At 55.3% G+C, this 13,177-nt stretch carries 11 protein-coding genes; all 11 read left to right on the top strand.

The genetic code is table 11. The features are described from left to right. Complete coding sequence (tssM, locus tag M1D91_RS13080; protein WP_437431550.1) at positions 1-3,612, top strand: type VI secretion system membrane subunit TssM; 3,612 nt, start codon at positions 1-3, stop codon at positions 3,610-3,612. A gap of 16 nt (positions 3,613-3,628) precedes the next feature. Then, complete coding sequence (gene tagF / locus M1D91_RS13075) at positions 3,629-4,336, top strand: type VI secretion system-associated protein TagF (protein WP_437431549.1); 708 nt, start codon at positions 3,629-3,631, stop codon at positions 4,334-4,336. A gap of 11 nt (positions 4,337-4,347) precedes the next feature. Then, a complete protein-coding gene (gene tssA, locus M1D91_RS13070; RefSeq protein ID WP_437431548.1) occupies positions 4,348-5,346 on the top strand; it encodes a type VI secretion system protein TssA in 999 nt (332 codons plus the stop codon). A 62-nt stretch (positions 5,347-5,408) separates the two neighbouring features. Next, positions 5,409-5,933, top strand: a complete 525-nt coding sequence (tssB, locus tag M1D91_RS13065) for a type VI secretion system contractile sheath small subunit (RefSeq protein WP_437431547.1) — start codon at positions 5,409-5,411, stop codon at positions 5,931-5,933. 3 nt (positions 5,934-5,936) lie between these two features. Then, positions 5,937-7,436: a type VI secretion system contractile sheath large subunit gene (gene tssC, locus M1D91_RS13060; protein ID WP_437431546.1), complete on the top strand. Its 1,500-nt coding sequence runs from the start codon at positions 5,937-5,939 to the stop codon at positions 7,434-7,436. Between the two features lie 135 nt (positions 7,437-7,571). Beyond that, entirely contained in the window at positions 7,572-7,982 is a 411-nt protein-coding gene (locus M1D91_RS13055; protein WP_437431545.1) for a Rap1a/Tai family immunity protein, read from the top strand. Further along, positions 7,979-8,473 (top strand): T6SS effector amidase Tae4 family protein, encoded by a 495-nt coding sequence (locus M1D91_RS13050; RefSeq protein WP_437431544.1) that lies wholly within the window; start codon positions 7,979-7,981, stop codon positions 8,471-8,473. The genes M1D91_RS13055 and M1D91_RS13050 overlap by 4 nt, the downstream gene beginning before the upstream one ends. Positions 8,474-8,995: 522 nt before the next feature. Then, positions 8,996-9,478, top strand: a complete 483-nt coding sequence (locus M1D91_RS13045) for an Hcp family type VI secretion system effector (protein WP_437431543.1) — start codon at positions 8,996-8,998, stop codon at positions 9,476-9,478. Between the two features lie 231 nt (positions 9,479-9,709). Then, positions 9,710-10,504, top strand: a complete 795-nt coding sequence (locus tag M1D91_RS13040) for a lysozyme inhibitor LprI family protein (protein WP_437431542.1) — start codon at positions 9,710-9,712, stop codon at positions 10,502-10,504. Positions 10,505-10,667: 163 nt separating this feature from the next. Beyond that, a complete protein-coding gene (gene tagH / locus M1D91_RS13035; protein ID WP_437431541.1) occupies positions 10,668-12,380 on the top strand; it encodes a type VI secretion system-associated FHA domain protein TagH in 1,713 nt (570 codons plus the stop codon). After that, a complete protein-coding gene (locus tag M1D91_RS13030) occupies positions 12,380-13,174 on the top strand; it encodes a PP2C family protein-serine/threonine phosphatase (protein ID WP_437431540.1) in 795 nt (264 codons plus the stop codon). Before tagH ends, M1D91_RS13030 begins: the two co-directional genes overlap by 1 nt. Positions 13,175-13,177 lie beyond the last annotated feature (3 nt).

Raw genomic sequence — 13,177 nt, 5'->3', positions numbered from 1 at the left:
ATGATGAGTCTGCTTTCTATTCTGACTAACCGCATATTGTGGGGTTTTCTTGGCATGACGGCGCTGGCAGCCGTGGTCTGGATGATTGGCCCGCTGTTATCGGTAGTTGACTCCCGCCCGCTGGAGTCTGAGCAAAACCGCATTATTACTATCGCAGTAATGTACTTCATCTGGATGCAAAGCCACATTGTGCCGCGTCTGTACAACGCCTGGCTCAATCGCAAACTGATGGACAACCTGAAAAGTGATAATGCGGCCGCAACGCCAGGCGACAGCAAGCGTCTGAGCAATGAAGACCAGATCCTGACCGACAGGTTTGAGGAAGCTTCGCAAATCCTCAAAAAAGCGCATTTTAATCAGCCAGGACAGCGTGGTACTGCGTGGACACAGCGCTTTAGCACCCAGTACCTCTATCAACTGCCGTGGTATGTGATGATTGGTGCTCCGGGTGCCGGGAAAACCACTGCGCTGGTAAATTCCGGGCTGCAATTTCCGCTGGCGGATAAGTTCGGCAAGACGGCACTACGTGGGATTGGCGGCACGCGTAACTGCGACTGGTGGTTTACCAACGAAGCCGTACTGCTGGATACCGCCGGGCGCTACAGTACGCAGCAAAGTGAACAGGCTCAGGACGCCAGCGAGTGGCTGAAATTTCTCGGCCTGCTGCAAAAATACCGTCGCCGACAGCCCATCAATGGCGTCATCGTCACCGTCAGCGTGGCAGATTTGCTGACGCAGTCGCCGGAAGCCTCCCGCGAACAGGCGCAAAATCTGCGCCAGCGCCTGAGCGAGCTTCATGAGCAGTTGGGTATTCGTTTTCCGGTCTATGTACTGGTGACCAAAGCCGATCTCCTTAAAGGGTTTCGTGCCTATTTCGCCGGGTTTGACAAGGCCCAGCGCGATCAGATTTGGGGCTTCACGTTTCCGTGGGAAGAGGGGAAACAGGCCGGGTTCGATCTTCACGGACGGTTCAGTCAGGAATATTCACTGCTGCAACAGCGTCTGGATGCCGCACTGCCGGACATTCTGTTAAAAGAGAGCGATGCCGAAGCGCGGGCGGAGTGTTATCTCTTCCCGCAGGAGTTCGCGGCCCTGCGTCCTTTACTGGCTGACTACCTGCAAACCCTGTTTGCCCGCTCAAACTTTGAAACCGAATTTTCTCCCCGCGGTATTTATCTTGCCAGCGGTACGCAGGAAGGGTTGCCGTTTGACAGGGTGATGGGGGAACTTGCCCGTTCACTGTCGCTGCCCAGAGGGGAAGGTGCTGAGAGCTGGGATACGGTTAGCAAAGAAGAGCCGGTGCCTGGCAATAAAGGTCAGAGTTTCTTTATCAAAAACCTGCTGCAGAACGTCATTTTCCAGGAGGCGGGGATTGCCGGGCAAAACCGCTGGTGGGAGATGCGCAACAGGGCGGTGATGTGGGCAGGCTATGCGGCATTGCTGGCCCTGCTTGTCGTAATCGGCGGGCTGTGGCTTACCAGCTATAACAACAACCAGGACTATCTTGCGGAAGTGGATGCCAAAGTGCCGGGTATCAGTGAGCAGGTAAAAGCCCTGCGAGCCCGGACGCAGGGCGATCTTTTTGCGCTGCTCCCCCTGCTCGACAGCCTGAGCGAACTGCCGCAAAGCGAAGCCTTTGATGTAAACGATCCTCCGTTAACCCGTCGCATGGGGCTCTACCGTGGTCACGACGTGGCGGATGCCTCGCAAACGCTGTACCAGAAAGCGCTCGATCAGCTACTGCTGCCGGATGTCGCAACCCGTATCACCCAGTGGTTACGCAGCGATAACGGACAGGACGCAGAGTACAGCTACGAAGCGCTGAAGGCTTATCAGATGTTGTATCAGCCGAAACATTACGACGGTAAATTCCTTCATGCATGGGTCATGCTCAACCTGGAGCGTAACCTGCCGGCGACGATGACAAAGGCTCAGCTTCGCCGTATGGCGTGGCACCTGACGCAGCTGCTGGAGCCACAAATTCAATCCTCGCCCTATGCCAAAGATGAGGCGTTGATTGCCAGGGAGCAGGCACTGATTAACCAGCAACCCCTGGCAACCCGCGTCTATGGTCGCCTTAAACGCCTGCTCGCGGCCGATGAAAATCTCAAACCGGTCTCGCTGGCAAGTCTGGGCGGGCCGCAAAGTGAACTGGTTTTCTCACGAAAAAGCGGGACTTCGCTCAACGAGGGCGTGCCGGGGCTCTTCACCCCGGACGGTTACTGGAAGCATGTTGATCCGCAAATTGGTCCGGTCACTAAAGCGCTGCATGATGATGACATGTGGGTATTGGGCAGCTCACAGGCGCAGATCTCGCAGGAAACCGATATGGCGGTGCGCCAGCTCTACGCCCGCGACTTTATTACGCAGTGGGACCATTTCTTAAGCGACATTCAGCTTAATAACAGCGCCAACCTGACGCAGCGAATCAACACCGCGCGCCTGCTCTCCGGCAACGCCTCACCGTTACGCCAGTTGGTAGTTAATCTGAGTAAAGTGTTAACCCTGACGCGTGATTTACCGCAGGAAGGCGAGAAAAAAGCCACCGAAACCAGCTCTACCAGTCGTACCCTGGATGTCCTTTTCGGGCATCGCGATTCTGCTGACAATGTGCCGGTGGCGGCGACAAATGCATCACCGGAGCAGCGGGTCACCGACTATTACGCCCCGGTTATTGCGCTGGCTGAGCCGCTGGAAAAGGGGGGCAAGGCACTGGTGATTGATGATTTTCTCAAACAGGTGGATGAGCTTTATCGATACCTGACCGCGGTACAGGATGCCGCTAACAGCGGAATGCCACCGCCAGGCGGCGAGGCGATAAGCCGTCTGCAGGCCAGCGCAGGCCGTCTGCCCGGCGGATTGCAGTCGATGTTCAGCAACATGGCCGTTGGTGCAAGCAGTGATACCCAGCGTAGGGAGCTCGATAACGTACGAAAGCGCATTAGCGTCGAAGTGGGCAGTTTTTGCCGTCAGGCGATCGCCGGACGTTACCCGCTGGTACGCAATGCAAGCGCCGAAGTCACCCCCGACGATCTGGCCCGCATGTTTGCTCCTGGCAGCGGCCTGATGGACAGCTTCTTTCGTGACAACCTGACCAATAAAGTGGATACCACCCAGTCACCCTGGCGCTTTACGCCGGGCATCGATGGGAAAACCCTGCCGGGCAGTGAGGGGTTACTGGCCCCGTTCCAGCAGGCACAGTCCATTCGGGATGCGTTTTTTGCCAACGGCAGCACGACCCCCTCTTTTCGTACCACCGTGCGCACCGTACAAATGGACAACGCCATCCTCAACTTAACGCTTGACGTTGACGGACAGATCCTCCGTTACAGCCACGGTCCGCAGGCGGTACAGGTGATCAACTGGCCAGGCCCTGGTGGCACCAATCAGGTGCGTATGCAACTGGGACTGACCAATGGCACCACCTCGACGCTGGTCAGTAACGGTGCCTGGGCGCTGAACCGTTTTGTCGATAAGGCGCGGGTAAGTGCCGGCAGCAGCGGTCTTGCGCGCCAGGCCACTTTTAACGTCGACGGGCATCAGGTCACGCTGGAGTTTATTCCCGGCAGCATTCGTAACCCGTTTCAGCTTCCCCGTTTCGCGTGTCCCTAACAGCAAGGAAAGCCGAATGACAACATCTTCATTATTAAGCTGGTACGGAAAACTACCCAGTGCCGGCGATTTTCTCCAGCGACGTTTCCCGGACGCCCTGCAACGTCAGTGGTCGCACTGGTTTCAGCTGGGCCTGCTGAACTGGCAGAAAGAGGCTGACAGTACCCCGGAGCGCAAGTTCGGAAGTGCGCCAGTCTGGAACTTCGTGGTACCGCCAATGTTAGGCGGCCAGCAGGTGCAGATGGGCTGCTTACTGCCGGGACGCGACAGCGTCGGGCGACAGTATCCGGTCTGCGCCTTGCTGGCAATAAACCCTCAGGAGTGGTCACCCCGCCAGCTGAGTCTCTCTGGCGACTGGTATCAGCAACTGGGGCGCACCCTTCTGCATGGCGTTAAAAACAGCTATTCACCTGAACAACTGGATCAGGCGTTACTGTCGATAGCCACGCCGCAGACGGGGGAAGTGGAAAACCGTTCCGACATTCTGGATGTCCTCGGTTACGACGGCGACGCAGAATCCACCCTCGGCTGGCAGCAGGCTGCCGACTGTTTTGACCCGCAGCGACAGACCAGCTTCTGGTGGACCAACCGCTGTGACGGGTATCCGCTCTATACCCACGTGCACAGCGGAAACTTCACCGGACAGCTGTTCACGTTGCTGTTTGACCCGGCAGGCGGGGCGCGACCGGGCCGACACGGACTTTATCCGCCGATGTTTGAATAAGGGAGCAGACCATGACCATTGAAACTTTACTTGCTCCAGTTAACCCAGAGCAGCCCTGCGGCGAGAACCTGGAGTATGACGCCGAGTTCCAGGCACTGGAGCAGGCAAGCCAGGGAAAAGCCGAGCAACAATTTGGCGACACGATTATTCCGGCCGAACCTGCGGACTGGAACCGGGTGGAAAAACTGGCGACGGCGCTCCTTTCCCGCACTAAAGATCTGCGGGTAATGGTCGCCTTAACCCATGCCTGGACCCGTCGTCAGGGGCTGGAAGGGTATGCCAACGGCTTGTCGCTGATTGAACAGGCGCTGGAGATCTACTGGGAAGCACTGTGGCCCGCCCTCACCGAAAACGGTGAGTATGATCCTTTTTACCGCATCAACGCGCTGGCAAGCATCGGTGACAAATCGGCCCTGACGACCACGCTGCGCCAGTGTGTGCTGCTGCGCAGCAACGGCGATGAGATAAGCGTGCGCGATGCGCAGGCGTTACTGGATGGCAGCAAAACGGAGTGTGCTGGTTTTCCCGGCGGCCGCGCCCGGCTGGTGGATGAACTGGCCCGCACCGGCGAGGGTGACAACAGTATTATGCGGCGCATCCACCTGAGCCTTATTGCCCTTCGCGATGGACTGGTAGACAAACTGAGTGAGAGCGGCGCGCCGGAAATGGATCAGTTGATAAGAACGACAGCCCTCATCACCAGCGTCTCCACCGCACCTCTGGATGAGGCACCTGTCACGCCAGCGGATGCTGCTCCTGAAGCCGCACTGGTCACCCCGCAGCCCGCGCGCAGCGACTGGCGAAGCACGGAGATAACCAGCCGGGCCGATGCACAACTGATGCTCGAAAAAGTAAAACTCTACTTTACCCGGCACGAACCCAGCCACCCGGCGCCGCTCATGATCGATCGCGTACAGCGGCTCATTGAACAGGATTTTATGGCGATCATTCGCGACCTCGCCCCGGATGGCGTCCAGCAACTGGAAAACATTTTTGGGCGTCACTCATAACCTTTGACAACAGGGTGAAATCATCCCGATAGCGTCACCGCGCACCTTCGACGGAGAACATCATGGCAAGAAGTAACAGTGGGCAAAAATTTATCGCGCGTAACCGCGCGCCACGCGTACAAATTGAGTATGACGTGGAAGTATACGGCGCGGAGCGCAAAATCCAGCTTCCCTTTGTGATGGGAGTAATGGCTGACCTCGTGGGGAAACCGCTCGAAAACCTTCCCTCTATTGAAGAGCGCAAATTCCATGAGATAAATATTGATAACTTCGACGAGCGAATGAAAGCCCTCAAACCCCGCGTGGCGTTTCAGGTCGATAATACGCTCACCGGCGAAGGGAAGATGAGCGTCGACCTGACGTTCGACAGCATGGAAGATTTCCTGCCGGATGCGATCGCCCGCAAGGTTGAACCCTTGAACGCACTGCTGGAGGCGCGCACGCAACTCTCCAATTTGCTGACTTACATGGACGGCAAAAACGGTGCTGAGGAGCTGATTGCCAACATCCTCAAAGATCCGACGCTGCTCAAATCGTTAAGCCAGTTGCCAGACAACCACGACAGCGCGCAAGGGAAAGAGGAGTAAATCATGAGCAATCCAGGACAACAGCATGAACTTCAGCGCGAAGAAACCTTCAGCCAGGACGAATTCAGCGCGCTGCTGAACAAAGAGTTCCGCCCGAAAACCGAACAGGCCCGCTCGGCAGTGGAAACGGCGGTGCAGACGCTGGCGCAGCAGGCGCTGGCAAACACCGTGACGTTCTCCTCCGACACCTATCGCACCATTCAGAACCTGATTGCCGGCATTGATGAAAAACTCTCCCGGCAGGTAAACGAGATCCTCCACCATGAGGAATTTCAGAAACTGGAAAGCGCCTGGCGCGGCCTGAGCTATCTGGTTAACAACACTGAAACCGATGAGATGCTGAAAATTCGCTTTATGAGCATCGCGAAACCGGAACTCGGGCGGATGCTGAAGCGCTATAAAGGCGTGGGTTGGGACCAGAGCCCCATCTTCAAAAAGATCTACGAAGAGGAGTATGGTCAGTTCGGGGGCGAACCCTTTGGTTGCCTGGTGGGTGACTACTACTTCGACCATAGCCCGCAGGATGTGGAGATGTTAGGAGAGATGGCGCGTATCGGTGCGGCCGCACACTGTCCTTTTATTACCGGCACGGCGCCGAGCGTGATGCAGATGGAATCCTGGCAGGAGCTCGCCAATCCGCGCGACCTGACCAAAATATTCCAGAACACCGAATATGCCGCCTGGCGCTCTCTGCGGGAATCTGAAGACGCGCGCTATCTGGGGCTGGTCATGCCGCGTTTCCTGTCGCGCCTGCCGTACGGCATTCGCACCAACCCGGTGGACAGCTTCGACTTTGAAGAAGAGACTGACGGCGCTAACCACAGCAACTACTCCTGGGCCAACGCCGCTTACGCGATGGCAACCAATATCAACCGCTCCTTTAAAGAGTTTGGCTGGTGCACCTCAATTCGTGGCGTGGAGTCAGGCGGCGCGGTGGAAAACTTGCCGTGCCATACCTTCCCGAGTGATGACGGTGGGGTAGACATGAAATGCCCGACAGAAATCGCTATCAGCGATCGTCGGGAGGCTGAACTGGCCAAAAATGGCTTTATGCCGTTGATCCATCGTAAAAACTCCGACTTTGCTGCCTTTATCGGCGCACAGTCGCTGCAAAAACCGACCGAGTACCACGATGCTGACGCCACCGCTAACGCCCGGCTGGCATCACGCCTGCCGTATCTCTTTGCCTGCTGCCGTTTCGCGCACTACCTTAAGTGCATCGTGCGCGACAAAATTGGTTCATTCCGTGAGCGCGATGAGATGGAGCGCTGGCTCAACGACTGGGTGATGAACTATGTAGACGGCGATCCGGCAAACTCTTCTCAGGAGACCAAAGCGCGTAAACCGCTGGCGGCCGCCGAAGTACAGGTTCAGGAAATTGAAGATAACCCCGGTTATTACACGGCGAAATTCTTCCTGCGCCCGCACTATCAGCTGGAAGGGCTGACCGTCTCACTGCGCCTGGTGTCAAAACTGCCGTCGCTGAAAACGAAAGAGGCGTAACCGCATCAGGCTGCCGCGGGGTTTCCCGGCAGCCTGGTAAAAGTCATCACTGTTCATGTTGCCTGGCATCAGGCTGATAGCGGTTGTAATGGTAAGCCGCATGATGCCGGCCCTGTTAAGGAGATTTCCCTGAAAATGAGGACAACACGGTCGTCCCTGCTTTTCGTTCTTGCTCTGACCACCATGCTGACCCCGGCGCTGGATGCCTCGGCAGAATCTATTTCGAACAGTACTTTCCCAAAAGATCCTTCGCTGATCTGGCCTGCCAACGTCAACCTGACGGGTGAAAAATTTTTAACGGCATGGCGTTCAGGTGAAGAAAACCCGGAACGTCTGAAAGCTGATTTATATCTGCTGGGGGTGCTGGATGCGACGGAAGGGAAAATCTGGTGTGATTACAAGACGCTTAAAATCTTTACGGTACATGAAGTCGTGCATCGTTATTTTAAGAAGTTACCTCCGGAGCGCTTAAAAGAGCGAGCCTCGACGCTCATTCTTGAAGCGATGATCCAGAATCACGCCTGTCAAAAGGGACCGCAGTCATGAAACCATTGTATGCCCAGCTTAAAAAGAACCATTACTCATCCAATCCCTACCGTCAGGGGTTTGTCGATAGCGAAAATGTGTATCCTGAAATTGGTTACACCCTGGAAGAAATGTTGAAAATGAGCCCTGCATATGAAAATACATGTGCAGTACGGATGAGCCTGGCTCTTTTAAAATGCAACATCACCTTCCAGGGGCGTCTGCCGATTAAAACAGGCCCCTACAAAGGCAAGAAAATTGAAACGGGAGCGAAACTGCTGGCCGATCAGCTTTACCGCCCGGATGTGTTTGGTAAGGCCGAACTCTATTCGGATTTGCAGGAGGCCGCACGCAAACTACAAAATCGCAAAGGGGTGATCTATTTTCATCAAATTGTAGATTATGGTGGCGGGCACATCGATATGCTGGAGCCGGATAAAGATAATATGTTTCAGTGCAACAGCAACTGTTATTTTGACTGCAAAGAAGTCTGGTTTTGGGAGCTGAATTAATTATCCCGGCTGCTGGCGCGTGCAGAGTGAATAAGCGAAGCGCCAGCGCAACTTCAGCACCGATGTCTGAGCCTGCGGTATATCAAAACAAACGCCAACAGCGTGCAGACTAAAAAAAGAAATTTTCCGAGCAAGGCACCTGAAGAACAGGCCATCAACGGTTCGTACTCCAGTACCAGCCAGAGAGAACGGCTGAGATCGATAAATGAATATACGCCAGCGGCGATGGATAGCATCAGCAGCATAAGCAAAACCCTTTTGCTCACGATCGTTACCTTATCTCACATTTATCAACGGTCATGGCCGAAGAATAAAACAACATGCGCGCTAACGCGATGAGTTTTGACGCAAGGTTTCCTGTTACCTGCCTTATGCAGGCGACAAAGAATACTGAATAGTTTAACTATTCAGAACCGAGGCAGAGGTAAAATATGGATGGTTTTATTTGGCCCCATGCTTTCCTTTTTGCCATATAAGTGCTTTTTCGAAAGCAATATTGTTCAACCACGAAGAGTAGATATTATGGCTATTGATATGTTCCTGAAGGTCGACGGTGTGACGGGTGAATCAAAAGATTCTAATCACACTGGATGGACAGATATTACTTCTTTTTCCTGGGGTGCGTCCCAACCGGGAAATATGAGCGTTGGCGGCGGCGGTGGTGCCGGTAAAGTTAACTTCAACGATCTTCATATTAATGCGCTCATTGATAAGGCCACGACGGCTATTCTCAAACACTGCGCCAGCGGTAAACACTTAAGCAAAGTGGAATTGTCCGTCTGCAAAGCGGGTGGGCAGCAGGTGGAATATGCACGTATTACACTGGAAGAAGTTCTGGTGACGTCTGTGCAATATACCGGTGCCGATAATGGTGATACCGTCGGCGTAACCTATGCCTTCCAGGCAGCGAAAGTGAAACAACAATACTGGGAGCAATCTTCCGCAGGTGGTAAAGGTGCGGAAACCAGCTCAGGCTGGAACATTAAAGAGAACAAAGAAGCGTAATACGTATTAATGTATGACGTGCTAACAGGCCAGGGGAATGCCTGGCCTTAAATACTTTATAAAAAGCTATTCTGTTTAAGTGTGTTGGCGCATGAGCCCGCCGCTTAACCAGCCGCGGCGTTATTGCCTCAAAAGAGAGATGTGATGAGGCGTAATTGCGCGCAGATATACCTTGCTGCTGGCCCCGTTTATCACGGGTATGGCACCCTGATTACAAAGTGAACATAAGAGATGAACGTGCCGAAAGTCGTTACCCTCGCCCTTATCCTGAACGCGGGCTTTTTCACGGCCAGTAGTCTGGCAGTTACTGAAAAATCACCGCTCGGCGTCTGGCAGGTTTCTGACGTAGCGATTAACGATCTCTCCGGGCGAACGCTGACCTATGAGAGTGATGACGATCGGCTGGTCGGGCGCTTTTTAACACTCACTCCCGATGCGATCGCAACAGACTTACCCAGTGGTGCGCATTGCCAGTCGCCATCGTATACACAAAAAAATGAAAAACTCGATACCTGGATTACCAGGGTATTTGGGACCGGTGACGATGCGAATGCTAAAAATTATGGGCTTGGCATCGCCGGCGCTGAACAGGCGGTCGTCACCACCCTCGACTGTAAAACGGGGCAGTTCACCAATGGTGATGGCAACACGCCGGTCGATATTGTCTTCGCGGGCAATAAGGTGCTACTGAACTGGACAGATGGCACGATTCTGAGCCTGAAAGCGGTAGAACAGCATGGCAAACCCGTCGCATCCTTCAGTTGCGATAACGCCGCGACAGCGAGCGAAAAAGCCATTTGTGACAATCCTTCCCTGGCCTCACTTGATGTCAGCGTATCACGCGCATGGAAGAGATATCGCAAGGAAGCCGCCCGACTCAACAAGAGCGACCTGCAGGCTTCCCTGATTAGCGGGCAAAAAGCATGGCTGGCGCAACGAAATGGCTGCGCCGACGATAAAACCTGCCTGCAGAAATCCATGCAGGATCGGCTTGAGGTGCTGTCTCACAGCCTGGATGCGTTCTGAATCCTTGCGCGTCGGCCACGGAAAAGCTTGCGCGCCGAAACCTGTACCTGAACCGGTTCCAGAATGACCGGTCCAGCAAAACTTGACTCTCCAGACAGGCAAACGCCACCGTTTAAGGCAAATTTCGCCGTTTGAGCGCGAATAACTCCAGCAGGAAAACGCTATGCGATTCACAATAGTCACCAATAAACCCGGCCATCAACCCGTGCAAAGCCGCTGCGATTTTTACCCGCCGGGGGGCACCATTGGCCGGGGAACCGACAACAATCTGGTCTTGCCCGATAACGATCGGGCCATTTCCCGCTTACAGGCTATTGTCCATATTTCGGGGAACGGAGAGTGCCGTATCACCAACCGTGGCAACGTAACACGCGTGGTGCTGAATGATATTCCGCTGGAGCGCGGGCGCCAGGTGGAGTTACAGGATGGTGATATTCTTGGCATTGACGAATACCGAATTGAAGTCAGTGATCTTATCCTTGATACGCAGCCGGTAAGCCGTATGGCTGCCAACGTACAGGCTGGACTGACGCCGGAGCCCTTGCCCGAAGAAACCAGCAAAACAGAGGCGACGCCTGCCGCCGTGCCCACCGAAATCTGGGACAGCCTGATGCAGGAGTTTTCCATCTCGGACAGCATCTCCCGCGGGCGGGCCAAACCGCAGGACACCCCGGCGGCAAACCCTTTTGCCGCTCCGGATGCCCCGGAACGTAACCCGGAAGATCCGCTCGCTCTGCTGGGTAAAGCGGATCCAGTCATCGCGCCGCGCACGGTAAACACGGACACTCTCTTTACCGACGACACACCGTTTAAAGGTGACAGCATTTTTGCTGATGCCACCCCCTCGACTCTGGTACCGCCCACAGGGCAGCCCGCGGCTGACAACCACGCCACGCAGGATGAACTCGATCCCCTGGCGCTGTTCGGCGGTGCAGGCGGTGGGGCAGCAACCACCCGCGACGATGATCCCCTTGGCCTGCTCAGCGGTGCCGTGCCGCTGGCGCATACTGACGACATCCTGCCAGCTGGGTCGCCGCAACCGGAATCGCAACCCAGAGCGGAAGAACCTGAGGTGATGCAGACGGCGCAGAGCGCAGAGGTGCCCCCGTTCAGCGAGCCACTGCCTGACTATGTGCCGATCACGCTCCCCACACCGCAAACGGTACAGCGGGCGGCGGTACAGACGCCGAAAGGGCGCTTACGCATCGACCCGGTGCGCAGTGAGTCTGCCCCTGCGTCAGGAAACGACAGTGGTGATGTTCTGAAGGGCGAACTGCTCGATGCCCTGCTCGAAGGGATGGGGCTTGGCGACATGCAGCCAACGCCACAGTTTGACAAAGAAAATATGCGCCAGCTCGGGCAGATGCTCAGTATGTTCTCTCAGGGCACGGTGGCGCTGCTCTCGTCACGTTCCATTCTGAAGCGTGGCGTCAAGGCCGACATGACGATGGTGTTAGACGACGCCAATAACCCTTTCAAACTCCTGCCGTCCGGTAAAACCGTGTTGATGCAGATGTACGGCACCCGTATGCCGGGCTTTATGCCGCCGAAAAAATCCGTTCGTGACGCTCTCATTGACCTTCAGGCACACCAGTTAGGCATGATTTCCGGCATCCGCGCCATTATCGCGGCCATGTTGCAGTCCTTTAATCCTGAGTTGCTGGAAGAAGAGGCAAAACGGGACGGTTCCCTGGCACGTCTTGGCATGCTTTCCAACCGTAAGGCGGCATTGTGGGACTACTTTGTACGCCGTTATGCCGAGACGGCCGGTGAGATTGATGACGACTTCCATACTCTGTTTGGCGAAGCCTTCCTGCACGCCTACGACATGGAGGTAAACCAGTACAAAGACTCACAGAGCGGATCGGAAGAATAATGAATATCAGCACAGCCTCCCTCTCCCGACAGGGCGGACGATCCAGCAACCAGGATCAGACCGGCGAAACCATTGGCGATCGCGCGGCCTGCTTTGTGGTCTGCGATGGTATCGCTGGCCTGCCCGGTGGCGATGTGGCGGCCGCCCTGGCCCGCAACGCCATTATTACTGGCTTCGACGGTGAAAAGCACCTCAATGCGCAGTCCATCCGCCACTATGTAAATGGTGCTAATCAGGCTATCCGCACCGAGCAGAAAGCAGGAGATGAAAACGCCCGGATGGGCACCACCCTGGTCAGTCTCTTCATTGACCGGGATTTTCATCTGGCCTACTGGGCGCATGCCGGTGACAGCCGTTTATATCTCTTTCGCCGTGGGTGGCTCTACCACGTCACCACCGATCACAGTCTGGTTCAGCAAATGAAAGACGCAGGTCATCAGACGGAGGGGATAAACAGCAACTTACTCTATTTCGCGCTGGGTCTGGGTGACGATCAGCGCGAAGCCAGCTACAGCGATGTGGTGCCTATTGAGGATGGTGACGTATTTTTACTCTGCACCGATGGCTTCTGGCATGGGGTAAGTGAAGAGCTGATGAAGCAGTCACTGCATATGGTCAATACCCCTGGTGACTGGCTGACGCTAATGAATCAGATCCTGCTGCGAAACAACGTGGAGAGCGATGGCCAGCAGGATAACTACAGCGCGGTGGCCGTATGGGTTGGCGCACCGCAGGATACGACGCTCCTGCACTCACTGGCGCAAGCGGCGCAATTTCTCCCTCTTCGTGACTGATAC

This window comes from Enterobacter sp. SA197 (assembly GCF_054131575.1).
The sequence above is the reverse complement of the archived record's forward strand: the minus strand, read 5'-3'. Positions and strand labels throughout refer to the sequence as shown.

Excerpts from the sequence above, each read along its gene's own strand:
- tssM (WP_437431550.1), top strand. The coding sequence starts at position 1 with ATGATGAGTCTGCTTTCTATTCTGACTAACCGCATATTGTGGGGTTTT.
- tagF (WP_437431549.1), top strand. The coding sequence starts at position 3,629 with ATGACAACATCTTCATTATTAAGCTGGTACGGAAAACTACCCAGTGCC.
- tssA (WP_437431548.1), top strand. The coding sequence starts at position 4,348 with ATGACCATTGAAACTTTACTTGCTCCAGTTAACCCAGAGCAGCCCTGC.
- tssB (WP_437431547.1), top strand. The coding sequence starts at position 5,409 with ATGGCAAGAAGTAACAGTGGGCAAAAATTTATCGCGCGTAACCGCGCG.
- tssC (WP_437431546.1), top strand. The coding sequence starts at position 5,937 with ATGAGCAATCCAGGACAACAGCATGAACTTCAGCGCGAAGAAACCTTC.
- M1D91_RS13055 (WP_437431545.1), top strand. The coding sequence starts at position 7,572 with ATGAGGACAACACGGTCGTCCCTGCTTTTCGTTCTTGCTCTGACCACC.
- M1D91_RS13050 (WP_437431544.1), top strand. The coding sequence starts at position 7,979 with ATGAAACCATTGTATGCCCAGCTTAAAAAGAACCATTACTCATCCAAT.
- M1D91_RS13045 (WP_437431543.1), top strand. The coding sequence starts at position 8,996 with ATGGCTATTGATATGTTCCTGAAGGTCGACGGTGTGACGGGTGAATCA.
- M1D91_RS13040 (WP_437431542.1), top strand. The coding sequence starts at position 9,710 with ATGAACGTGCCGAAAGTCGTTACCCTCGCCCTTATCCTGAACGCGGGC.
- tagH (WP_437431541.1), top strand. The coding sequence starts at position 10,668 with ATGCGATTCACAATAGTCACCAATAAACCCGGCCATCAACCCGTGCAA.
- M1D91_RS13030 (WP_437431540.1), top strand. The coding sequence starts at position 12,380 with ATGAATATCAGCACAGCCTCCCTCTCCCGACAGGGCGGACGATCCAGC.